Genomic DNA, 23,155 nt, shown 5'->3' with positions numbered 1-23,155 from the left:
GGGCTGGCCTTTCACGGCTGTTGACGTCCCTTAACCTCATGGGTAAGCGACGGGGGCTGATTTTTCCAGACGGGAGTTCCCTTCGATGACCGAAACCAAGTTCACGCCGCGCGTGTTTTCCGGCATCCAGCCTTCGGGAAACCTGCACCTAGGCAACTACCTTGGTGCCCTCAAGCGTTTTGTGGACATGCAGGGACCGGAGAAAGAGACCGTCTACTGCATGGTCGATCTTCACGCGATCACCGTCTGGCAGGAACCCAAGGAACTGGCGCATTCCACGCGCGAACTGTGTGCAGGCTTCATCGCCGCCGGCATCGACCCGGAACAGTCGATCCTGTTCAACCAGTCCCAGGTGCCCGAACACACCCAATTAGCGTGGATCTTCAACTGTGTCGCGCGCATGGGCTGGATGCAACGCATGACCCAATGGAAGGACAAGGCAGGGAAGAACCAGCAGAACGCCTCGCTGGGCCTGCTTGCCTATCCGTCGCTGATGGCGGCTGACATTCTGGTCTATCACGCAACCCATGTGCCGGTGGGCGACGACCAGAAACAGCATCTTGAACTGACCCGCGACATCGCGATCAAGTTCAACAACGATTTCGGCGTTGATTTCTTCCCGATCACTGAACCCGTGATCGAAGGCGCGGCGACGCGCGTCATGAGCCTGCGGGATGGATCAAAGAAAATGTCGAAATCCGATCCGTCAGATATGAGCCGGATTAATATGACCGACGATGCCGATACCATCGCCAAGAAAATCCGCAAGGCCAAGACCGACCCGGACGCCCTGCCATCTGAGGTGGACGGCCTGTCAGAACGCCCCGAAGCCCGCAATCTTGTGAACATCTACGCAGCCCTCAGCAATCAGACCACCGATGAGGTGCTGGCCGAAGTCGGTGGCAAGCAGTTCGGTGAATTCAAGCCGATGCTGGCCGATCTGGCAGTCGCAAAACTGTCGCCGATCTCAACCGAAATGGCCCGCCTGATGGGTGAAGAGGCCGAGATTGACCGGATTCTGGCCAAAGGCGCGGACAAAGCCCGCGCAATTGCAGCCCCGATCTTGCGGCAGACCTACGAAATCGTAGGCATGGTTGGCGCAAAACAGGGTTGATTGCGCTGGACGTTGCCGCGACGTCTTCCTAGGTTGCGCAAAAGCTTGGGAGGGCGTCATGGCAGTCGGCAAGAATATCCGCACCTATTTCGAAGGTCAGTGGCACGATGGGGATGCCCCGATTATGCGCGCGGCCGATCACGGCGCCTGGCTGGGATCATCAGTCTTTGACGGGGCACGCTATTTTGACGGCATGGCCCCGGATCTTGAGGCGCATTGTGCACGCGTGAACCGCTCGGCCGAGGCGCTGATGCTGACACCGTTCGTGACGACAGAGCAGATGGTTGAGATCACCAAGGAGGGGCTAGCTTCCTACGGTCCGGACGCAGCCGTTTACATCCGCCCGATGTACTGGGGTATCGACGGCGACGCGACGGCCATTGTTCCAATGGAAAACAGCACCGGTTTTGCTATCTGTCTTGAGGAAATCCCAATGGCGCCCGAGACAGCCTCGGTCACGCTGGGATACACGCGGTTCCGCCGCCCGATTTTGGAATCCGCTGTGGTCAACGCCAAGGCCGGATGCCTCTACCCCAACAACGCGCGCATGCTGAAAGAGGTCCGCGGAAGGGGGTTCACGAACGCTTTGGTGGCTGACGCCATGGGGAATGTGGCCGAAACCGCAACTGCCAACATCTTCATGGTCCGTGACGGAGAGGTTTTCACCCCCATCCCCAACGGCACTTTTCTGGCTGGTATTACCCGCGCGCGCCACATCCAAAACCTGCGCGCTGACGGGGTCAAGGTGCACGAATCGGTCCTAGGCTTTGATGATTTTCACAAGGCGGATGAAGTCTTCATGACTGGCAACATGAACAAAATTACACCGGTCACCGCACTTGAGGATACGCAGTATCAAGTCGGCCCGATCGCCCGCCGCGCGCGGGAAATGTACTGGGATTGGGCCCTGAGCACCCGCTGACCACGCTTTAGTTGCCAGTCCGCAATTGGTCGGGCATGATCGCCGGAAATGAACAAGGACACTTCATGCGCAAATTTCTGGTTGTTCTGGATGACAGTCGCGAATGCCTGAACGCGATGCGCTTTGCTGCCATGCGCGCGGCCCATACTGGCGGCGGTGTGACCATCCTGTCCGTCATCCCACCAGATGAATTCAATCATTGGATCGGAGTGGCCGAGGTGATGCGCGAAGAGGCGCGCGAGCGTATCCATGCCCATTACGAAGTGTTCGCCAAGTGGATGCGCGACAAACAGAATATCGACCCTGAACTTGCGATCCGCGAAGGTGAACCGGTCGCCCAGATTATCGAGCATGTGCGGTCAGACCCCGAAATCGGCGTTCTGGTTCTGGGTGCTGGCGTCGACAAGAAAGGCCCAGGTCCCCTGGTCACGCAGCTGACCAAGAACTCGGGCAGCCTGCCGATCCCGATCACCATCGTCCCCGGTGATCTGAGCAAGGAAAAACTGGAAGAAATAACCTGAGACAACCCATGACAAACAAGATTCAGTTCTGGTTCGAATTCGCTTCGACCTATTCTTACCTGAGCGCGATGCGGATCGAAGAGCTTGCGGCTCAGCACGGCGTTGCTGTTGAATGGCACCCTTTCCTGCTTGGCCCGATTTTCGCGGCGCAGGGATTGGACAATACCCCGTTCAACATCTACCCCGACAAGGGCAGATACATGTGGCGTGATATGGAACGGTTAACCGCACAGCGGGGCCTGGTGTTCACGCGTCCCGACCCGTTTCCCCAGAATGGGCTGAAAGCCGCGCGGCTGGCTTTGGCGATCAAAGACCAATCTCAAAAAGCGGCGTTTATCCGGGCTGTTTATTCTGCTGAATTTGCCGAAGGTCGGAACATTTCAGACGACGAGGTGCTGATCACCTGCCTCACCCAAGTTGGCCTGGCCGCTGAAACACTGAATCAGTGCCAGGAACCTGCGATCAAGGCCGCGCTGATGGAGCAAACGAAAACGGCCCAGGCCAAGGGCATTTTCGGAGCCCCCAGCTTTCTGGTCGGGGATGAGCTGTTCTGGGGCGATGACCGGCTGGATGATGCAATTCAACTTGCGGCAGAAGTTTAGAACCGTTCCAAATCTTGACTTCCTCAGCCCTGACCCGCATATCAGGAGCATCTGTAACGGAGCCATGACATGTTCATCCAAACCGAATCCACGCCGAACCCCGCAACGCTTAAATTCCTGCCCGGTCAAACGGTGCTCGAGGCCGGTACCGCGGACTTCCCTTCGGCCGAAGCCAGCGAGAAATCGCCTCTGGCACGACGGATATTCACGGTGAACGGCGTGACAGGCGTTTTCTTTGGCAATGATTTCATAACCGTGACCAAATCGGACAGCGTTCAGTGGGATCACATTAAACCTGCTATCTTGGGCGCCGTGATGGAACATTACCAATCCGGTCAACCGGTTATGGATTCCGAAGCGACGACCAATTCAGGTCACGCTGAACACTCGGGTGAAGACGCGGAAGTTGTTAATCAGATCAAGGATCTGCTGGATACCCGCGTGCGGCCAGCCGTGGCCCAGGATGGCGGTGATATCACCTTTCATGGCTTCGACCGCGGCGTTGTTTATCTGCATATGCAAGGGGCCTGCGCGAACTGCCCGTCTTCAACCCTTACCTTGAAGATGGGGATCGAGAACCTGTTGCGTCACTACATCCCCGAAGTGACCGAGGTGCGCCCCGTTGCCGTCTGATCCGCTCATTCTGGCGTTTGACACATCGGCCGCGCATTGCGCGGCCGCTTTGTTGCAGGGTGACGAAGTAATCGCATCCCGAACCGAGGCTATGTCACGCGGACAGGCCGAACGACTGATGCCTTTGCTTGAGGAAATTCTGGCCGAGGCGGGCTGCACATGGTCCGACCTCACGGCTATCGGCGTGGGTATCGGGCCGGGGAATTTCACCGGCATCCGAATATCGGTGTCTGCCGCGCGAGGGCTTGCGCTCGGTCTCGGGATTCCAGCCGTTGGGGTTTCAGGCTTCGATGCGCTGGCCGAAATTGGGCAAGAACTGCCCGCAATCCGTGCTCCGCGCGGCCAAGTCTATATCGCGCTGCCCGGGCAAGACCCGACACTGATGGCACAGGAAAAGGCAGAATCATTCGGGGCTTTGATCCTGAACGACTCCCCCGAACAGCAGGTTCGCGCAATTGCCCGCCTGACACTTCAAAGATGGCCCACGGTGACCGAGCCGCCAGCACCGCTGTATCTGCGACCTGCCGATGCTGCACCGTCAAAAGACACGCCACCGGTTTTGCTGGACGGATGACCCCACAAGAGATGGCGAGCACCCACGCGGCGGCATTCACCCGATCCCGCCCATGGACGGCCGAAGAATTCAGTGATCTTTTGGCCAACAGGTTTACCTATGCCGTTGGTAATGCTTGTTGTTTTTCCGTTTTTCAAGTCATCGCGGATGAGGCTGAACTGCTGACAATCGCCACGCGCCCCAACCATCAGCGTCAAGGTCTGGCCTTGCGTTGCATGCAGGACTGGCAGGCGCGTGCCCGGCAACTTGGTGCAACTCGGGCTTTTCTGGACGTTGCGACAGACAATGAACCGGCAATCGCGCTCTACAAACGCTGCGGGTTCGCACCCTGCGGTCGTCGCAAGGGCTACTATATGTCTGAAAACGGAACAAAAATCGACGCTATCGCTATGGCGCGCATGCTCACCTAAGCGATATTTCTGTTTTTTTTCGACCAAACGGTCAAAAACCTATTGACCACATCGGTTGCAAACAGCCTTAATTCCCGCCATCACAACAATTATGCTCGCTCGCAGCGGGTAATCGCGGCTATCGTGGCCGCGATCAACAAAAACAAACGGGAGTATGAAATGAGCCTGATAAAATCCTTGATGGGTGCAGCTGCCGCCGTAGCGCTGACCGCAGGTGCAAGTTTGGCCGAGCCAGCCCTGATCTTTGACCTGGGCGGCAAGTTCGACAAATCGTTCAACGAAGCCGCGCATAACGGCGCGCAACGTTGGGCGGAACAAACCGGTCAAACCTATCGCGAAATCGAACTTCAATCCGAAGCCCAGCGGGAACAAGCGCTGCGCCGCTTCGCCGAAGCGGGTGCGAACCCGATCATCACCATGGGTTTTGCGATGGCCGATCCATTGGCTGCGGTTGCCGGTGATTACCCGAACACCAAGTTTGTTGCCGTTGACGTGAACTGGCTGGATGCACCGAATATCCGCCAGGTCAGCTTTGCCGAACACGAAGGCTCTTACCTTGTCGGGATGATGGCGGCGATGGCGTCGAAGTCCGGAACCGTTGGTTTCATTGGTGGGATGGACATACCCCTGATCCGTCATTTTGGCTGCGGCTATGCGCAGGGCGCCAAGGCGGTGAACCCGGATGTGAACATCATTGCAAATATGACAGGCACGACCCCGGCAGCCTGGAATGACCCTGTCAAAGGGTCCGAGTTGACTAAAGCACAAATCAGCCAGGGCGCGGACGTGATCTACGCTGCGGCTGGTGGCACCGGTGTTGGTGTCCTGCAAACTGCCGCTGATGAAGGCATCCTGTCGATCGGAGTGGACAGCAACCAAAACCATTTGCACCCGGGCCAGGTTCTGACCTCGATGCTGAAGCGCGTGGACGTTGCCGTTTACGACGCGATGAAAGCAGGTGAGGACGTTCAAACCGGCGTATTCACCATGGGTCTGGCGGAAGAAGGCGTTGGTGTCGCGATGGACGAAAACAACGCTGAACTGGTCACCGAAGAGATGAGCGCAGCCGTTGCAGACGCACGCAGCGACATCATCAATGGCAATATCACGGTGGTCAGCTATTACGAAAACGACAGCTGCCCGGCACTACAGTTCTGATATCGCGCGGGGCGGTGGTGATCCTCCGCCTCGCATCCACTTCGCCGCGCAATGGGCGCGGCCCTTCGGCTATTGAGGACAAGACATGACAGTCCCCGCCATTGAGCTCAAAGGGATTTCCAAAGCCTTTGGGCCAGTCCAGGCCAACAAGGACATTTCCATCAGCGTCGCCCCCGGTACCATTCATGGGATCATCGGTGAAAACGGCGCGGGCAAGTCAACGCTGATGAGTATTCTCTACGGCTTTTACAAGGCCGACAAAGGTGAGATTTGGATCAACGGCACCAAGACCGACATCCCCGACAGCCAGGCGGCAATCGCGTCCGGCATCGGGATGGTGTTCCAGCATTTCAAATTGGTCGAGAATTTCACCGTACTGGAAAACATCGTTCTGGGCGCCGAGGATGGCGGCATGCTCGCCCCGTCGCTGGCAAAAGCGCGCAAGGAACTGAAAGCCCTGGAAGAAGAATACGAGCTGTTCGTAGACCCGGACAAGCGCATTGATGAAATCGGCGTGGGCCGGCAACAGCGCGTCGAAATCCTCAAAGCGCTTTATCGCAAGGCAGAAATTCTGATCCTTGATGAGCCCACTGGAGTTCTGACACCGTCCGAGGCCGATCAGCTTTTCCGAATTCTTCATCGCCTGCGCGAAGAAGGTAAGACGATTATTCTGATCACGCACAAACTGCGCGAGATCATGGAGGCCACGGATACCGTTTCCGTTATGCGCCGTGGTCAGATGACCGCAACCGTGAAAACCGCAGAAACCAGCCCGCAGGAGTTGGCTGAACTGATGGTGGGCCGGAAAGTCCTGTTGCAGGTGGATAAGGTTCCGGCACAACCCGGCAAACCCATTCTCGAGATTGAGAACCTGCGGGTGGTCGACGAAGCGGGTGTTGAGCGCGTCAAGGGAATCGACCTTACAGTGCGCGCAGGCGAGATTGTCGGCATCGCCGGCGTCGCGGGTAATGGTCAGTCCGAGCTGCTTGAGGTGTTGGGCGGCATGCGCCCCGGTCAAGGAACGATCAGGTTGAACGGCACACCGCTGGCACTTTCAGGGCATGGGTCTGACGGTCAGGCCCGACGGGCACAAGGCATTGCTCACGTACCCGAAGACCGGCAGCGCGAGGGTCTGATCATGGATTTCCACGCGTGGGAGAATGTCGCGTTCGGCTATCACCGCGACCCGGCTTACAAACGCGGTCTGTTCATGGACAACGCTGCCCTGCGCGCCGATACCGAACGCAAGATTGAAAAGTTTGACGTGCGCCCGCCCAATGCCTGGCTGACCGCGAAAAACTTTTCGGGCGGCAACCAGCAGAAAATCGTCGTCGCACGTGAGATCGAGCGCAACCCCGACCTGCTGCTGGTCGGTCAGCCCACCCGAGGCGTGGATATCGGCGCGATCGAGTTCATTCACAAGCAAATCGTCGCGCTGCGTGATCAGGGGAAGGCAATCCTGCTGGTCTCGGTCGAGCTGGAGGAGATCTTCTCGCTGTCGGATCGGATCGCGGTGATGTTTGACGGACATATCATGGGCGAGCGCCTGCCCCATGAGACGGATGAAAAAGAACTGGGCCTGCTGATGGCCGGTGTTGCGGGAGAGGCCGCGTAACATGGAAAAAATGCCCAAATGGGCCGACGTTGTTCTGATCCCGCTGATCAGTTTGATATTGGCCGCAATCCTTTCGACACTGGTCATTCTGGCCATCGGTGAAAACCCTGTCGAGGCGGTGAACCTGATGGTCACGGGGGCGTTGGGGTCCACCTATGGGTGGGGCTATACGCTGTATTACGCAACCAACTTCATGTTCACCGGGCTGGCTGTGGCCGTGGCCTTCCACGCCCGGCTGTTCAACATCGGGGGCGAAGGTCAGGCGATGCTGGGCGGTCTTGGTGTCGCCGTGGCCTGTCTTTACATTCCATGGCCACATTGGAGCATCGCGCTGCTTGCCGCCTGCGCGGCCTCGATGCTGTTCGGGGCTGCATGGGCCGCGATCCCGGCCTATCTGCAAGCCAAGCGGGGCAGCCATATCGTGATCACCACGATCATGTTCAACTTTATCGCGGCTGCGTTCCTGAACTATATGCTGGTCAACGTTATGCGCCCGCAGGGCTCACAGGATCCGGCTACAGCGCGCTTCCCCGAGGCTGTGCACCTACCGACATTCCAATCGATGTTCTCAACTGCGGAAAATGCTGTTTTCCGGGGCGCGCCCGCGAATATCTCATTCTTCGTCGCGCTGCTGGCCTGCGTGGTTGTCTGGGCGCTGATCTGGCGCACGCGGCTGGGCTATGAAATCCGCGCGTATGGCCATTCTGAAACCGGAGCCGTCTATGCCGGTATTTCACCGGTTCGGATCACGATCATCGCGATGCTGATCTCGGGCGCGCTGGCGGGCCTTATGGCGATCAACAACGTGATGGGCGAAGCGGAACGTCTGGTTCTGAACGCGACCGAGGGCGCGGGCTTTATCGGCATCGCTGTGGCCTTGATGGGCCGTTCACATCCATTCGGCGTTTTCCTGGCGGCGATCCTGTTCGGCTTTCTGTATCAGGGCGGTGCGGAACTGGCGCTTTGGACGTCGATCCCACGCGAGCTGATCGTGGTGATTCAGGCATTGGTGATTTTGTTCACCGGGGCGTTGGACAACATGGTGCGGATACCGCTTGAAAAACTGTTTCTTGGTCTGCGGAAGGGGGCAGAGTGATGGAGTTTTTTGTTACTCTGGTTCAGGTCCTCGACTCGACAATCCGCCTGGCGACACCGCTGCTATTGGCCTGTCTGGCTGGGCTCTATTCCGAACGCGCGGGCATTTTTGATATCGGCCTGGAAGGCAAGATGCTGATGTCTGCCTTTTTCTCAGCCGCCGTGGCTGCGGTGACGGGATCTGTCTGGCTGGGCCTTATGGCAGGTATTGGCGCGTCGCTGATTCTGTCCGCGCTGCACGGCGTCGCCTCGATCACGTTCCGGGGCAATCAGCTAATATCGGGCGTCGCGATCAATTTCCTGGCCTCGGGTCTCACCGTACTTATCGCTCAAAGTTGGTTCCAGCAGGGCGGCCGAACACCATCACTGTTTGGCGGAGGCCGGTTTGAACCGATCAGTTTTCCTTTTGCCGAAGCGCTTGATGCAGCTCCGATCATCGGACCGGTCTACTCGGAACTTTTGTCAGGTCATTCGATCCTTGTTTACGTCGCGTTCCTGATGGTCCCGCTGACATGGTGGGTTTTGTACCGTACCCGGTTTGGCCTGCGCCTGCGCGCGGTCGGCGAGAACCCTGCGGCGGTGGATACAGCCGGTGTGTCGGTCGTTGGGTTGCGTTTCGCCGCAGTCGCCATCTGTGGTGTCCTGTGCGGAATAGCCGGGGCTTACCTTGCCACGGCCCTGCAGGCCGGTTTTGTCAAAGAGATGACCGCCGGGCGCGGCTTCATCGCGCTTGCTGCGCTGATCTTTGCGAAATGGCGGCCTTGGCATGCGATGTGGGCCTGCCTGCTGTTCGGCCTGCTGCAAGCGATTGCGCTGCGATTCCAGAACATTGACCTTGGGGGCATAATTATCCCGGTTCAGGTCATGGACGCCCTGCCCTATATCCTGACGGTGGTCATTCTAGCCGGTTTCGTGGGCAAAGCCATCCCGCCCCGTGCCGGGGGAGAGCCCTATGTGAAGGAGCGCTGATAAGTCCAGTTGCGAACTCATTTCATTCCTGTTTGCTGCAGAGCGGCATACAGAGTTGATTTTGAATGCCGCAACCGTTCTAAAGGGGTATGTGCGTATTTCCTGTGATAGCCCAGCGCGGATCAAACCCCATCGGGGGGATGGAAACACGTGAACACCCCGATCACGGGGGTTGCTTTTCTGACCAGCCAAACAGGTTGATCGAATACACTTCGGTCACGCCGATATTCGCCATACCGCCACTTTCTGTGCGCCGTATTAATGCCTCACCCCAGTGGTATGAGACGGGCCGGATCGCCCCGCGTGATCCGTCCGTGGTCATCCGGTAATTCCAAATGCAGATTTACCTTCCTATTGCCGAAGTTTCCGTGAATGCCTTTCTCTTGCTGGGGTTGGGGGGAATGGTCGGCGTGCTTTCGGGCATGTTCGGTGTGGGTGGCGGTTTCTTGATGACCCCGCTTCTGTTCTTCATCGGCATCCCCCCAGCGGTTGCCGTCGCAACCGAAGCCAACCAGATCGTTGCCTCGTCCTTTTCCGGCGTGCTGGCGCATCTTCGACGAAAGACAGTCGATCTGAGGATGGGCACGGTCTTGTTGGTCGGCGGGTTAACTGGTGCCGGACTTGGGGTTGTGGTGTTCAACTATCTCAAAAGTTTGGGCCAGGTCGATCTGTTGGTGACGCTGTGCTACGTCATTTTTCTTGGTGTGGTTGGCAGCCTGATGTTCATCGAAAGCCTGCGTGCGCTGCGTAAATCGCGAAAGGGCATAGCGGCACCTTCAAAGCGGCGACAGCGCGGTTGGGTACACTCCATGCCGTTCAAGATGCGATTCCGTACCTCGGGGCTTTACATCTCGGTCATTCCGCCCATCCTGGTCGGGCTTTGCGTTGGTGTCTTGTCAGCCATCATGGGCGTAGGCGGCGGGTTCATCATGGTGCCTGCAATGATCTACCTGCTGGGGATGCCCACGAAAGTCGTGGTTGGGACGTCACTGTTTCAGATCATCTTCGTGACCGGCTTTACAACGATGTTGCACGCGACAACGAACTATACCGTCGATATCGTTCTGGCCGTCCTGCTTCTGATCGGCGGTGTTGTCGGCGCGCAGATTGGCACGGTGATCGGTGCGCGCATGCCGGCCGAGCAGTTGCGGGTGTTGTTGGCCGCCCTGGTTCTGGTGGTTTGCGGCAAACTGGCGTTGGATTTGTTGATTGAACCGTCCGAGCTTTATTCTCTGGGCACCGCAGGGGGCCATTGATCATGCTGAAACGCCTGATTGTCCTGCTGGTTCTGTGCTGCACCCCGGCCTTGGCTGTTGAAGAACAAGTTGTGCTGGGCCTCAGCCAGGATCGCGTGGCCATTACAGCGACATTTGACGGATCTGAAATTCTGATTTTTGGTGCTGTGAAACGGGAAACGCCTATTCCGGAAGGCCCCCCGCTTGAGGTGATCGTCGCCGTGGCCGGGCCATCGGGTCCTGTGACCGTCCGGCGCAAGGAACGCAAGCTGGGAATTTGGGTCAACACTGACAGTGTTCTTGTCGATCTTGCGCCCAGCTTCTACGCCGTTGCCACGAGCGGCCCGTTGGACGACATCCTTACCGATACCGAAGACCTGCGCTATCGCGTTTCCATCGAACGCGCTATCCGCTCGGTCGGGGCAGCTATGCATATCCGTGGCGCACAGGAATTTGCCGATGCGGTCATTCGCATTCGTGAGAGCGAGAGTTTGTATTCTATTCGCGAAAACACCGTGGCCGTGGATGAACAGACCCTGTTCCGCACCTCAATCGCGATGCCCGCCGACCTGACCGAAGGGAACTATTCCGCGCGTATCTTTCTGACACGGGGCGGCGAGGTCGTGTCGCAATACGAAACGGTTATTGATGTGCGCAAGGTCGGGCTGGAACGACTCCTTTATAGCATGTCCCGCGAGCAGCCGGTCTGGTATGGTTTGATGTCGTTGGTCATCGCGATCGCCGCAGGGTGGGGCGCGTCGACGGCATTCCGCCTGCTACGCGAGAACTAAAACCTAACCGCGCCCGATATAGGGCATTGTCGTGGCCATGACGGTCATGAACTGTACGTTTGCCTCAGGAGGCAGGGTCGCCATGTGAAGCACCGACCGCGCCGCATCTTCGACGGCCATAGTCGGGTCGGGCTGTCGCCCTGCCTCAATCGCGGCATCCACCAACCCTTGCACCATTGGCGTGCGTGCATTGCCGATATCGATCTGACCGCAGGCAATCCCGAAATCGCGCCCGTCCAAAGACAAACTTCGGGTCAGGCCCGTGATGGCATGTTTCGTCGCTGAATAATGCACCGAGTTCGGTCGCGGCACGTAAGCAGCGATTGAACCATTATTGATGATACGCCCACCCTGAGGGGTCTGGTGCCGCATGATCCGAAAGGCTTCGCGCGCACAGAGGAACATACCATTCAGGTTCACGTTCACGCTTTGATACCAATCTTCCAGCTCGATCTCATCAATCGTACCGCCGGGGGCGAATATCCCGGCATTGTTGAACAGAACATCCAACCGGCCGGCTTTGTCCTGAAAAGCCCGGAAGGCTGCCTGTACCGCATCCGGGTCTGTAACATCAGCGGCCAAGGGAAGCGCATTTTTATGGTCCGCCGCCATGTCATGCAGCTTGTCCGCGCTGCGGGCTAGCAAGCCAACGGTCCAGCCTTCGTTCAAAAACAGCTCGGCCGTCGCACGGCCAATGCCCGAGCTTGCGCCGGTAACGATGATGGTGTTCATGTCTCTTCTGCCTCTAATTCCAGCGCCGCCGCCGGGACGGCGCGCAGATCGTCCACACGCAGCGCATGGGTGGGTTTAGCCAGCCGGTTGCGGACCACCCAGATCAACCTTTGCTGCGCGCGGGTGATTGCCACATAAGCCAGCCGCTTCCACAAGGGTTGACCAGCCTCGGTCCGGCCCATTCGTGCAGCCGCGTAAATGTCCGGAGCAAAAACCTGCACCGTGTCCCACTGCGACCCTTGGGCCTTATGTATCGTTACAGCGGCCCCATGCAGGAAGGTTGCGCCCATGCGCGCGGCGTATGGGATAAATGGTTCTTCTTCGTCAGGTTTCTCGATCTTGACGATCGACGCGGCACTGACTTGAGGGTCTTCGGCGCCCATCACATGCAAACGAGAAAACCCCGGCTTGCGTCCCGGCCCCAGGTAAATAACCTGGGCACCTTTGATCAAACCACGCGCCTCAAGGTCCAGCCGCTTTTTGCGGTGCTTCAGGGGCAGTTCGATACCGTCGCAGATAAGGGGTTCACCTTCCAACAACTCCGTATCCGGCGCGCCGTGTACATTTCTGAACGCCTGTATCAACCGAATGCGCGTCGCGTTGCGCCAGACCAGAACCGGGCTGCGCGCCATAAGATCAACCTCAACCCGCTGCCCCCAGACCACGCGGTCATCCTGCCGTGCAGTCCGTTCGACAAGACGTTCGAAGTCTTCGAACCCCATCTGAGGATCTGCTAATGCGTGCGCAAGATCGAGGATGGGATTGTCCGCATCCTGCCGGTGTACCCTGTGCAGGATTTGCTTGCGTGGCTCCGGCAGAGCGTCAAACACCATGCCACCCGATTGGTTAACCGGGGCCAGCTGCGCCGGATCACCAAACAGAAGAAGGGTCGGAAAGATTTCTTTCAGGTCTTCGAATTGCCGGTCGTCCAGCATTGAGGCTTCATCAACGAACCCGATATCCAGCGGCTCATCCCGGCGTTTCCAGCCAGTGATGAAATCAGACCCGCGCAAGCCAGCCGCCGCCAGCGCGCCGGGAATTGATTTGTTCTTTTCATAAAACGCGGCGGCGCGATCCAAAGCCTCATCCGTCAGGCCCTCAATCTCGGGGCGTTCATCATTGCCCGCCAACCATTCGGCGATTCTCTCGTATTCCGGATCATAGACCGGGGTATAGAGTATCCGGTGAATGGTTGTGGCCGGCACACCGCGCAGACGCAGGACGCTTGCGGCCTTGTTGGTGGGCGCCAAAATCGCAAGGCTTCGCTTATCCCGCGCTTTGCGGCTTTCGAAATCGCCCGAAACGATCTGAACACCGGTTCCCGCAAGCGCCTTGTAGAGCTCGGCCAATAGCAGGGTTTTGCCCGATCCTGCCTTTCCGATCACCGCCATGACACCAGACTTGCCGCCACCCGGCAATTTCAACAGCGCGTCATCATCCAGGTCGACACCGGCCGCTTTCAACATCTCGGAGATGTTGTCATAGGCGGCGGCCTGATCGTCAGAGAAAGTTACAGGAGGTAAAGACATGGCGCGACCCTACAGGCCCACGCCAGCTATCACCAGAGAATGATTTGGGTTTCCCCGTCACGCCGAAAGAGGGAACCTTTGCTGCCGCCCGGTGCCAAAAGCTGTCTTAAACCACAGCCGGGACAGCTCACGCGGAATACCCGCGCGCTCTGCCACGCGGGTGCAATCCTGGGCGGAATAGGGCCACAGCCCAACAGAAATCTGATCGCGTCCTTTTCCTTCTGATCCCAGCACGTCCGGCGACGATCCGATCAGGCGGTAAATCCGAATCATGCGCGCATCAAAGACACCGGCAATATGGGTCAGGCCAAACCCCTCCATCATCTCGCCCCCGCTCAACATGATCGCGCCAGCCGTATGAGGGCTGGCCGTGCGAGAGAGGCAGAACCGCGTAACCTCCCAGATCAACGGGCTGCAGATCGGCTGGCCCCCTGTTAGATGCCCAAACACATCATTTACCATGACCGGACCCGTGGTGGGCATGACGCGCATCGAGCCGCCGTGACTGCCATCGTCTTCTTCCCAAATGACGTATAACGGGTTCAGGTCGTCGTACTGGTCCTTCTCTTGCCCATGTACATCGACGTGAACATCCCAGCCCAACCGGGTTTTGAACTGGTCTGCCCGGTCCCGGAACATCCCGTCCGCCAAATCCGGAAATTTGTACAATTCGTCGGCGTAAAGATAGCGCAACATGACTTTTCCCCTTGTCGCCCATTGCAGGAACGAAAGGGGTACGGAAGCATAGTTAAATTCTCGTTCTGAGACCGCGCGCCTCTTTAAACCACTATTAATCCCCGGCTAAGTGCCGTCGCGATGGCGTGGGTGGTGTTTTGGGCGCCGAGTTTTGCGCGCGCGCCCTCAATATACACCCGCAGCGTATGCTCGGAGATTGACAGAGAATGCGCCACCTGCGCCCGGCTGTAGCCCAGCGCCAGCAAAGTCATTGCGTCCACCTCGCGCGGTGAAAGCCCCCGAGGTGAACCGGGTTGCCGGTCACTCGCAAATTCCAATCCTTTTCGGTTGAAATAATGCGCGATCAAAATCAGGCTACGCCCGTGGCTTTCAACAAAATCCTGCCATGTGCTGTCGTCACAGGAATGGTTGACGGTGAATAAGGCAAATTGCCCGTTAGGCCCCCGGATCGGGATCGAATATCCCTGATTGCCGACGCCGTGGCTTTGCGCATCTTTCAGGAATGCCTTAGCCGGTTTACTAGACCAGTCTAGTTTTTTCCAATCAACCGGATGGAACCGCTGAAAACATCCCACGATCACCGGATCTATGCGATGATAGCTTCTTTCCAGATAACGCTGGACCCAAGCATCTGGATAAGTCGTATAGCCATATTGATCACCGGCACCATCGACCCAATGATAAATGAGGTGTTCAACCCTCAGGCTGTCCCGCAGCCGAACGGCAACATCGCTGAGTTCATCCAGCGTGCTGGTGTTTTCCAATTCCTCCAGAACCTGGCTCAAATCTAGTTTTGTTCCCATCCGCTGGCGTCCGCACCTTAGCCTGCATGGACGCGATCTCGGCCGCGGCGATCAGTTTGGTGTCATCCAACTGCTCGGCCAGCGCGATCAAACCGTTCTCAACGGCGAAGGCGTTGAGGTCCGACAACACGTCCAGTATCCACTCATTTTGCGCCATCAAGGTCTCTCCGAAACGGTTAACGAAGGGTTAACACAACTATAGCATGAGCAATAATTTTCGGCATATTCACTGCTTTCTACTCCCCAAAAATAGCGGGGCTGTCGTTTCTAACCCTTTAGAAAGCCTGAACCTGCCCGCGAAAAAGAGGACGCCCGCAAACCGTTGTAACGATTTGCGGGCGTCAGCGCCTTTTTAACTCTGGCTCAACCGCGTGCGTGTAACACCTCTTCCAAGGTACGCATCCCGGTCTGCGGTGCCTGAACCAGAACCGACATATTGCCGGGCTTGTGTTCGTTTCGCATCATTTTCATATGCGCTTCGGGCAACTCTTTCCACGAGAAAACCTCGGACATGCACGGATCAAGACGACGCTCGATCATCAACTGGTTCGCGGCTGCGGCTTGTTTCAGATGCGCAAAATGAGAACCTTGCAGACGCTTTTGATGCATCCACATATAGCGCACGTCAAAAGTTAGGTTATAGCCGGTGGTTCCAGCGCAGATCACGACCATACCGCCCTTTTTCACCACGAAGGTTGAAACCGGGAATGTGCTTTCGCCCGGGTGTTCAAACACCATATCGACATTCACACCCTTGCCGGTGATATCCCAGATGGCTTTGCCGAATTTGCGGGCCTCTTTGAACCACTCTGAATACTCCGGAGTGTTCACCGTAGGCAGCTGCCCCCAGCAGTTGAAGTCTTTACGGTTGATCACGCCTTTGGCGCCAAGCCCCATGACGAAATCGCGTTTACTTTCGTCCGAGATCACGCCGATCGCATTGGCACCTGCGGTATTGATCAACTGGATCGCGTACGAGCCCAAACCACCCGACGCGCCCCAGACCAGAACATTCTGACCCGGCTTCAGGTCGTGCGGTTCATGCCCAAACAACATCCGGTATGCGGTGGCCAGGGTCAGGGTGTAGCACGCGCTTTCTTCCCAGGTCAGGTGCTTTGGGCGCGGCATCAACTGCTGGGCCTGTACGTTGGTGAACTGAGCAAACGAGCCGTCCGGTGTTTCATAACCCCAGATTCGCTGGCTTGGGGAATACATCGGATCGCCGCCATTGCAGTATTCGTCATCGCCGTCATCCTGATTGCAATGAATGACAACCTCGTCCCCTACTTTCCAGCGCTTGACCTTGTCGCCCACCGCCCAAACGATACCGGACGCATCGGACCCGGCGATGTGGAACGGCTGTCCGTGACCGTCAAACGGGCTGATCGGTTTGCCAAGTGACGCCCAGACACCGTTATAGTTCACACCAGCAGCCATCACCAAAACCAGCACTTCGTGGCTGTCCAGTTTGGGAACGTCGACCACTTCCAACTGCATGGCGGTATCTGGCTCGCCATGGCGCTCTTTGCGGATGGCCCACGCATACATTTGCTTCGGGACATATCCCATCGGAGGGATCTCACCCATCTCATAAAGGTCTTTTTCCGGTGCCTCGTACGACGCGATGCCACTGTCGGTGTCCAGAGCCATATTGGCCTCCCTTGTCCAAAATTCTTGCCGCGATGCAGAATCGCCAGCTTTACCCGATGGTTATTTTCCATCAAGCAATATTGCAACCCATTTTGATCCGTTTTTGTAATTTTATGACCCAGCGACTGCAGAAACTTCCTTTGCAGATGCAGAAAGAACACGCTCTTCGCTTAGGGCTGCTGACGATGCGTAGTAGTTCAGAAGATCAATCCTTTGCCCGGATGAGGATATCTTTCCATTTTCACGTTTCAGAATGCGACGATCCACCAATTGCTGAACGCCACTTTCAATCGCTTCACGATCGATTGGCGTCTCGGTCCCGTTGTTTCGCAATAGCTTGTCGATCAGGGTAACTAGATCCCTCTCGGGGATTTCACCTTTCTCCTGCACCAGCCAACACGCCGCAGGACTCGGGACCAGTGGGAGAGCGTCTGTAAGCCCTGCCATCAGATCGCGGGCCAGATCCGTTGTAAGATCCGCTTCGTGATCCGCCCGAAATGCGCTCAGCGAGATCGGCTGCCCATACCGGACGGATGCCAAGCCAAAGCGCTTGTAACGACCGACTAGCCGTCGCCCGATCTGTTTGATTATCCACCACGCAATGACCCCGATCCTCGCTCGGAAACGACGTTGGTTTCCCAGTGCCGCTTTGGTCAAAATCGTATCTTCAAGCACGCGGTCATAATTCAAGGCAACCGGCACGAACACAACGTCCCGGCCTTCGGGGTCGGTGGCATCAATGATGTACTTGAGCAGGCCCAGCTTCGGTCGCCCCAATCCACCGGTCAGGCTCAGCCCGCCCTCGGGGAACATTGCCTGGGTAACACCGGCCTCGGTCGCGTGCCGCACATAGCAAGCCAGTACTTGACGGTAGAGCTCGCTGCCCGACTTGCGGCGAATAAAATACGCCCCCATTGCGCGGATCAAGCGGCTGAGAGGCCAAACTCTGGCCCATTCCCCCACCGCATAAGACAGGGCTGATTGATTGGCAGCAAGATAAGTCACCAGGACATAGTCCATATTGCTGCGGTGGTTCATCACGTAAACAACCGTGGCTTCGGGGTCGATATTACGCAGGGCTTTTTCGTCCATATAGCTTAGCCGCACGTCATAAAACGCATTGCTCAACATACGCGCCAGACGAATGGCGACGCTGAAATAAGCCACCGCGGAAAAGGATGGAACGATCTCTCGCGCGTAGCGGCGCGCGGTTTCGAACGCCACGGCCTCGGGAACGCCTTCTTCCTTTGCAAAACTCTGAACGGCGTGTCCGACCTGAGGGTCATATATCAGGCGCTGAATCATGTCGTGCCGACGCGCCAGTTTGAACGGCTGTATCGGTCGCTGCAGGCGTTCGTTCAGGCGTTTGACCGCCCGCTCAAGACGACGCCGGAAAAACCAACGCACAGAAGGAAAAAGGAAATGCGAGGCAAACGTGACCGCGGCAAACACCAGGATCAGCAAAAACAGCCAAAGCGGAAGCTCAACGGTCTGAGTCATGGCTGCACACTGCCACCAATCCTCCTGCCCTACAATCTGAACAGTCCGGATGCCGCGACGCAGCGAATTGACATATCGCTAAAATTACGATTTAGAACCTTGTAACGCAATATTCTTACTCAGTCGATTCACGAGGATCAGATATGACGCAGTCGCAGAAAGATCGCCCCTGGCTCATCCGAACCTATGCCGGTCATTCCACCGCCAAGGCGTCAAATGCGCTGTACCGTGGAAATCTGGCCAAGGGGCAAACCGGTTTGTCGGTCGCATTCGATTTGCCGACCCAGACCGGGTATGACAGCGACCACACGCTGGCACGCGGCGAAGTTGGCAAGGTCGGTGTACCGATCAGCCATCTTGGGGATATGCGCGTTCTGTTCGACGAGATTCCGTTGGAGCAGATGAACACCTCGATGACGATCAACGCGACAGCGCCATGGCTGCTGGCGCTATACATCGCGGTGGCCGAGGAGCAGGGCGCAGATGTCTCTCAGTTGCAGGGAACCGTGCAAAACGACCTGATCAAAGAATACCTGAGCCGTGGCACCTATGTGTGCCCGCCCAAGCCGTCGCTCAAGATGATCGCGGATGTAGCTGAGTACTGCTACTCGAACGTGCCCAAGTGGAACCCGATGAATGTGTGTTCCTATCACCTGCAAGAGGCGGGCGCGACACCGGAACAGGAACTGGCCTACGCGCTTGCAACAGCCATCGCCGTTCTGGACGAGCTGCGCCCACGTGTTCCGGCCGAGGATTTCCCGGCACTCTGTGGCCGAATTTCGTTTTTTGTGAATGCTGGAATTCGCTTTGTTACCGAAATGTGCAAAATGCGGGCTTTTGTCGATCTTTGGGATGAAATCCTGCAACAACGCTATGGCGTCGAGAACCCAAAATTCCGCCGATTCCGTTACGGGGTTCAGGTGAATTCGCTTGGCCTGACCGAACAGCAACCTGAAAACAACGTCTATCGCATCCTGATCGAGATGTTGGCTGTAACCCTGTCAAAAAAGGCCCGTGCCCGTGCCGTGCAGTTGCCCGCATGGAATGAAGCCCTTGGCCTGCCGCGCCCATGGGATCAGCAATGGTCTATGAGGATGCAGCAGATCCTGGCCTATGAAACCGACCTGTTGGAATACGGAGATTTGTTCGACGGAAACCCCGTGGTGGACGCAAAAGTTGAAGAGCTTAAGGACGGTGCACGCGCTGAGTTGGCAAACCTGGATGCGATGGGCGGTGCGGTCGCGTCTATCGAATACATGAAGTCTCGTCTTGTGGATTCCAACGCCGAACGCCTCAACCGTATTGAACGTAACGAAACCGTTGTCGTTGGTGTGAACAAATGGACTGAGGGAGAGCCGTCACCCCTGCAAACCGAGGATGGCGGGATCATGGTTGTCGATCCCGCGGTGGAGCAGGACCAAATCGACCGACTGAACACATGGCGTGCCGAACGTGATGACACCGCCGTTGCCACAGCCCTCGCCGCGCTGCGCCAAGCGGCCCAATCCGGAGCTAACGTGATGGAACCCTCGATCGCCGCAGCCAAGGCCGGAGCGACAACAGGTGAGTGGGCGGAAGAGATGCGCAAGGTTTTCGGAACCTATCGCGGTCCAACAGGTGTATCCGGGTCCGTCTCGAACAAGACAGAGGGTCTTGAGGATTTGCGTGCCGCTGTTGACGCTGTCAGTGACAAGCTGGGCCGCCGTCTAAAATTTCTGGTCGGTAAGCCCGGGCTGGACGGCCATTCCAACGGCGCCGAACAAATCGCGTTTCGCGCCCGCGACTGCGGCATGGATATCAGTTATGAGGGCATCCGATTAACTCCGGAAGAAATCGTAACAGCCGCGATTGAAGACCAAGCCCATGTTATCGGCCTGTCGATCCTGTCAGGAAGCCACATACCGCTGGTGCAGGATGTCATGAGTCGTTTGCGCGATGCCGGGCTGGACAATATCCCCGTTGTTGTAGGCGGGATTATCCCGGATGAAGATGCTGCAAAACTCAGGGCAATGGGTGTTTCCAAAATCTATACACCCAAGAATTTTGAGCTTAATTCGATAATGGGGGATATCATAACGCTGGTTGATCCGCAAAATATGGCGGCAGAATAACACTACAACAACTTAATAATGTCTATATCTATTGCCTTTTGGCAAGAGATGGATAGATACCGAATTTGAAACAACGGTGGGCCATTACGTCTGCTTGGGTCAATTTTCGGAATGGAGAAGACGAATGGCGATCAACCTTGAAAAAATGTCGCGAAAGGAACTTCTTGAATTGAGCGACAAAGTCGCAATAGCACTGAAAAATGCAGAAAAACGCGAACGCCAAGAGGCTTTGAAAGCTGCTGAAAAGGCCGCGGCGGAATTTGGGTTTTCTCTTGCGGAACTATCGGGTGTCAGCTCAAAGTCATCAAAAGGAAAAAAGGCAAACGCTAAGTACAAAAACCCTGCCAACCCAGAACAAACCTGGTCAGGCCGGGGGCGCAAACCGCAATGGGTTCATGACGCTTTGAAAGCCGGCGCTGATATTTCGGACTTGGAAATCTGACAGGAATTAACTGAAGAATGACAATTCATATCGGCGCGAAACAAGGTGAAATCGCTGAAACGGTTCTTATGCCCGGTGATCCGTATCGGGCAAAATGGGCAGCGGAAAACTTTCTAGAGAATGCGACTCTGGTCAATAACGTCCGGGGTATGTTGGGCTACACTGGAACATGGAAGGGAAACCGGGTTACGATTCAGGGCAGCGGGATGGGCATGCCATCCTTGTCGATCTATGCCAACGAGTTGATCCGTGATTTCGGCGCAAAAACCCTGATCCGCATCGGGTCCTGCGGGGCCATGCAGGAAAGCGTTAAAATCCGCGATGTGATCCTGGCGATGACCTCGACAACGCTCAGCACTCCGTCTCGTGGTATCCTTAAAGAACTGAACTTTGCGCCTTGCGCCGATTGGGGATTGCTTCAAGCGGCCGCACAAGCGGCGGCGACCAAGGGAACGCCCATCCATGTCGGCGGAATATACTCCTCGGACGTATTCTACGATGAACGCCCCGATCTGAACGAACAGATGGTGCGCCACGGCATTCTTGGGGTCGAGATGGAGGCCGCCGAGCTTTACATTCTGGCCGCGCGCCACAACTGCCGGGCGTTGGCCGTTCTGACGGTGTCTGATCACTTGCTGACCGGTGAGGCCTTGCCCTCGTCAGAACGTGAAAGCAGTTTCGGCGATATGGTCGAGATCGCCCTGCACTCAGCTTTTTCGGACAATGACTGAATAAACAGGGCGCAGTTAGCGCCCTGCCCTTCTATTTCCCATTTAAGCAAATAGTGGGCGCATCCTCGCCCTTTTGCTGCGCGCCGCAATAGGCGCATTTCCAGACGCCTTCCTTACGATGCTGCCGCCATCTGCAATCGCGCGTCAAAGAAGTCGTCCGCGACCGCCAAAAGAAATAGGCGAACACTCCGGCGGCCAGCAGTAGCAACAAGAAGGGCATTTCTATCAGTTGCCCAACCCAACCGCGATTTCAAGCGTCAGGCGGCGTTTGCGTACTCAAACAACTCAGGCTCACGAGCACCTGATACCGGTGCGGGTTCTGGCGTGTAGTAGGCCCAAGCCTGTTCCAGCAATTCCAGCGCTTCGGCTGCTTTTGTTTTAGAGGTTTGTTTTTCCATCGGAGCGATCCCTTTTCGGTTCAATCACTCCTCCCTGCACGCAAGATAGTCACGTTCAGGGCTGGCAACATCGCATAGTTTTGCAACCTCGCCATGCACTTGCCGCAAAACGGCAAGTGCATTTCTTTGGGTACCTAGATCGAACGGTCGACCATCATTTTTTTGATTTCAGCGATCGCCTTGGCCGGGTTCAGACCTTTCGGGCAGGTCTTGGCGCAGTTCATGATCGTGTGGCACCGATACAGCTTGAAGGGGTCTTCAAGTTCATCCAGACGCTCACCCGTGGCTTCATCACGACTGTCGATGATCCAGCGGTAGGCGTGCAGCAACGCTGCGGGCCCAAGATAGCGGTCGCCGTTCCACCAATAGCTTGGGCACGAGGTCGAGCAACTGGCGCACATCACACACTCATACAGGCCGTCCAGTTTCTTGCGGTCCTCAATAGACTGCTTCCACTCTTTCGCAGGACGGTTGGTCTTGGTTTCCAACCACGGCATGATCGACGCATGCTGCGCGTAGAAGTGGGTCAGATCGGGGATCAGGTCCTTAACCACCGGCATGTGCGGCAGCGGATAAATCTTCACGTCGCCTATGATTTCATCCATACCATAGATACAGGCCAGCGTGTTGATCCCGTCGATGTTCATCGCGCAGGACCCGCAGATGCCTTCGCGGCATGATCGGCGGAAGGTCAGGGTCGGGTCGATCTCATTCTTGATCTTGATCAGAGCATCCAGAACCATCGGGCCACAGCTGTCCATATCGACAAAATAGGTGTCGAGCTGTGGGTTTTTGCCGTCATCCGGATTCCAGCGATAAATCTGGAACTTACGAACTTTCTTGGCACCCTCAGGCTTGGGCCAGGTTTTCCCCGTCGTGATCCGTGAATTCTTGGGGAGGGTCAGTTGTACCATGTGTTCCTCT

General features: G+C 56.8%; 26 protein-coding genes. 16 read left to right on the top strand and 10 right to left on the bottom strand.

Translation table 11 applies throughout. From position 1 onward, the window contains the following. Positions 1 to 85: 85 nt before the first annotated feature. The 11 genes from trpS to AVO44_RS14405 all read left to right on the top strand — a co-directional run bounded on the left by trpS (position 86) and on the right by AVO44_RS14405 (position 9,613). Positions 86 to 1,114, top strand: a complete 1,029-nt coding sequence (trpS, locus tag AVO44_RS14455; protein WP_068338178.1) for a tryptophan--tRNA ligase — start codon at positions 86 to 88, stop codon at positions 1,112 to 1,114. Positions 1,115 to 1,172: 58 nt separating this feature from the next. Continuing rightward, positions 1,173 to 2,036, top strand: a complete 864-nt coding sequence (locus AVO44_RS14450; RefSeq protein WP_068338176.1) for a branched-chain amino acid aminotransferase — start codon at positions 1,173 to 1,175, stop codon at positions 2,034 to 2,036. A gap of 65 nt (positions 2,037 to 2,101) precedes the next feature. After that, the gene (locus AVO44_RS14445; protein WP_068338174.1) at positions 2,102 to 2,557 is read left to right on the top strand and encodes a universal stress protein; all 456 of its coding nucleotides are present in this window, start codon (positions 2,102 to 2,104) and stop codon (positions 2,555 to 2,557) included. Positions 2,558 to 2,565: 8 nt separating this feature from the next. After that, positions 2,566 to 3,159 (top strand): 2-hydroxychromene-2-carboxylate isomerase, encoded by a 594-nt coding sequence (locus tag AVO44_RS14440; protein WP_205626547.1) that lies wholly within the window; start codon positions 2,566 to 2,568, stop codon positions 3,157 to 3,159. A gap of 69 nt (positions 3,160 to 3,228) precedes the next feature. After that, on the top strand, positions 3,229 to 3,792 hold the full coding sequence (locus tag AVO44_RS14435; protein WP_068338170.1) for a NifU family protein: 564 nt from the start codon (positions 3,229 to 3,231) through the stop codon (positions 3,790 to 3,792). Continuing rightward, positions 3,782 to 4,366 carry a tRNA (adenosine(37)-N6)-threonylcarbamoyltransferase complex dimerization subunit type 1 TsaB gene (gene tsaB, locus AVO44_RS14430; protein WP_068338168.1) on the top strand — a complete coding sequence of 195 codons (585 nt, stop codon included), beginning with the start codon at positions 3,782 to 3,784 and terminating at the stop codon, positions 4,364 to 4,366. The genes AVO44_RS14435 and tsaB overlap by 11 nt, the downstream gene beginning before the upstream one ends. Further along, entirely contained in the window at positions 4,363 to 4,776 is a 414-nt protein-coding gene (locus AVO44_RS14425) for a GNAT family N-acetyltransferase (protein WP_082677505.1), read from the top strand. Before tsaB ends, AVO44_RS14425 begins: the two co-directional genes overlap by 4 nt. Positions 4,777 to 4,935: 159 nt before the next feature. Next, on the top strand, positions 4,936 to 5,934 hold the full coding sequence (locus AVO44_RS14420) for a BMP family lipoprotein (protein WP_068338363.1): 999 nt from the start codon (positions 4,936 to 4,938) through the stop codon (positions 5,932 to 5,934). A gap of 85 nt (positions 5,935 to 6,019) precedes the next feature. Continuing rightward, positions 6,020 to 7,549 (top strand): ABC transporter ATP-binding protein, encoded by a 1,530-nt coding sequence (locus AVO44_RS14415; protein WP_068338166.1) that lies wholly within the window; start codon positions 6,020 to 6,022, stop codon positions 7,547 to 7,549. Position 7,550: 1 nt separating this feature from the next. Then, the gene (locus AVO44_RS14410; RefSeq protein WP_068338163.1) at positions 7,551 to 8,645 is read left to right on the top strand and encodes an ABC transporter permease; all 1,095 of its coding nucleotides are present in this window, start codon (positions 7,551 to 7,553) and stop codon (positions 8,643 to 8,645) included. Then, positions 8,645 to 9,613 carry an ABC transporter permease gene (locus AVO44_RS14405; protein ID WP_068338161.1) on the top strand — a complete coding sequence of 323 codons (969 nt, stop codon included), beginning with the start codon at positions 8,645 to 8,647 and terminating at the stop codon, positions 9,611 to 9,613. The genes AVO44_RS14410 and AVO44_RS14405 overlap by 1 nt, the downstream gene beginning before the upstream one ends. Before the next feature lie 163 nt (positions 9,614 to 9,776). Here the strand turns inward: AVO44_RS14405 and AVO44_RS21075 are convergent, their stop codons facing one another. Further along, positions 9,777 to 9,935 (bottom strand): hypothetical protein, encoded by a 159-nt coding sequence (locus AVO44_RS21075; RefSeq protein ID WP_157769985.1) that lies wholly within the window; start codon positions 9,933 to 9,935, stop codon positions 9,777 to 9,779. A gap of 13 nt (positions 9,936 to 9,948) precedes the next feature. On the opposite strand from AVO44_RS21075, the gene AVO44_RS14400 reads away from it, so the two are divergent. Both AVO44_RS14400 and AVO44_RS14395 read left to right on the top strand, forming a co-directional pair. Then, complete coding sequence (locus AVO44_RS14400; protein WP_068338159.1) at positions 9,949 to 10,869, top strand: sulfite exporter TauE/SafE family protein; 921 nt, start codon at positions 9,949 to 9,951, stop codon at positions 10,867 to 10,869. A gap of 2 nt (positions 10,870 to 10,871) precedes the next feature. Next, positions 10,872 to 11,639, top strand: coding sequence for a TIGR02186 family protein (locus AVO44_RS14395; RefSeq protein WP_068338157.1), 768 nt, complete (start codon positions 10,872 to 10,874; stop codon positions 11,637 to 11,639). Positions 11,640 to 11,642: 3 nt separating this feature from the next. Here the strand turns inward: AVO44_RS14395 and AVO44_RS14390 are convergent, their stop codons facing one another. The 7 genes from AVO44_RS14390 to AVO44_RS14365 form a co-directional block, all read right to left on the bottom strand. Continuing rightward, positions 11,643 to 12,371, bottom strand: a complete 729-nt coding sequence (locus AVO44_RS14390) for an SDR family oxidoreductase (RefSeq protein WP_068338155.1) — start codon at positions 12,369 to 12,371, stop codon at positions 11,643 to 11,645. Continuing rightward, a complete protein-coding gene (locus AVO44_RS14385) occupies positions 12,368 to 13,900 on the bottom strand; it encodes an ATP-dependent DNA helicase (RefSeq protein ID WP_068338153.1) in 1,533 nt (510 codons plus the stop codon). The genes AVO44_RS14390 and AVO44_RS14385 overlap by 4 nt, the downstream gene beginning before the upstream one ends. Before the next feature lie 57 nt (positions 13,901 to 13,957). After that, the gene (locus tag AVO44_RS14380) at positions 13,958 to 14,596 is read right to left on the bottom strand and encodes an acyl-homoserine-lactone synthase (RefSeq protein ID WP_068338151.1); all 639 of its coding nucleotides are present in this window, start codon (positions 14,594 to 14,596) and stop codon (positions 13,958 to 13,960) included. Positions 14,597 to 14,679: 83 nt separating this feature from the next. Next, the gene (locus AVO44_RS14375; RefSeq protein WP_068338148.1) at positions 14,680 to 15,399 is read right to left on the bottom strand and encodes a helix-turn-helix transcriptional regulator; all 720 of its coding nucleotides are present in this window, start codon (positions 15,397 to 15,399) and stop codon (positions 14,680 to 14,682) included. Beyond that, positions 15,335 to 15,556 carry a hypothetical protein gene (locus AVO44_RS21070; RefSeq protein ID WP_157769984.1) on the bottom strand — a complete coding sequence of 74 codons (222 nt, stop codon included), beginning with the start codon at positions 15,554 to 15,556 and terminating at the stop codon, positions 15,335 to 15,337. Before AVO44_RS21070 ends, AVO44_RS14375 begins: the two co-directional genes overlap by 65 nt. A 206-nt stretch (positions 15,557 to 15,762) precedes the next feature. Beyond that, entirely contained in the window at positions 15,763 to 17,049 is a 1,287-nt protein-coding gene (ccrA, locus tag AVO44_RS14370) for a crotonyl-CoA carboxylase/reductase (protein WP_068338146.1), read from the bottom strand. 111 nt (positions 17,050 to 17,160) lie between these two features. Then, on the bottom strand, positions 17,161 to 18,549 hold the full coding sequence (locus tag AVO44_RS14365; RefSeq protein WP_068338145.1) for a 1-acyl-sn-glycerol-3-phosphate acyltransferase: 1,389 nt from the start codon (positions 18,547 to 18,549) through the stop codon (positions 17,161 to 17,163). Positions 18,550 to 18,692: 143 nt separating this feature from the next. Here AVO44_RS14365 and AVO44_RS14360 point away from each other — a divergent pair, with 143 nt between their 5' ends. The 3 genes from AVO44_RS14360 (at position 18,693) to deoD (ending at position 21,833) form a co-directional block, all read left to right on the top strand. After that, positions 18,693 to 20,660: a protein meaA gene (locus AVO44_RS14360; protein ID WP_068338143.1), complete on the top strand. Its 1,968-nt coding sequence runs from the start codon at positions 18,693 to 18,695 to the stop codon at positions 20,658 to 20,660. 124 nt (positions 20,661 to 20,784) lie between these two features. Continuing rightward, entirely contained in the window at positions 20,785 to 21,102 is a 318-nt protein-coding gene (locus AVO44_RS14355; RefSeq protein WP_068338141.1) for an H-NS histone family protein, read from the top strand. Positions 21,103 to 21,119: 17 nt separating this feature from the next. Next, positions 21,120 to 21,833: a purine-nucleoside phosphorylase gene (deoD, locus tag AVO44_RS14350; protein ID WP_068338139.1), complete on the top strand. Its 714-nt coding sequence runs from the start codon at positions 21,120 to 21,122 to the stop codon at positions 21,831 to 21,833. 257 nt (positions 21,834 to 22,090) lie between these two features. Here the strand turns inward: deoD and AVO44_RS21330 are convergent, their stop codons facing one another. Next, positions 22,091 to 22,231 carry a hypothetical protein gene (locus tag AVO44_RS21330; protein ID WP_169794860.1) on the bottom strand — a complete coding sequence of 47 codons (141 nt, stop codon included), beginning with the start codon at positions 22,229 to 22,231 and terminating at the stop codon, positions 22,091 to 22,093. A gap of 134 nt (positions 22,232 to 22,365) precedes the next feature. Continuing rightward, a complete protein-coding gene (locus tag AVO44_RS14340; RefSeq protein WP_068338135.1) occupies positions 22,366 to 23,145 on the bottom strand; it encodes a succinate dehydrogenase iron-sulfur subunit in 780 nt (259 codons plus the stop codon). Positions 23,146 to 23,155: the final 10 nt, after the last annotated feature.

The sequence above is a fragment of the Ruegeria profundi genome, assembly GCF_001507545.1.
In the GTDB taxonomy this organism is placed as follows: domain Bacteria; phylum Pseudomonadota; class Alphaproteobacteria; order Rhodobacterales; family Rhodobacteraceae; genus Ruegeria; species Ruegeria profundi.
Note: the sequence above shows the minus strand (reverse complement) of the source record. Positions and strands in the feature narration are given on the sequence as shown.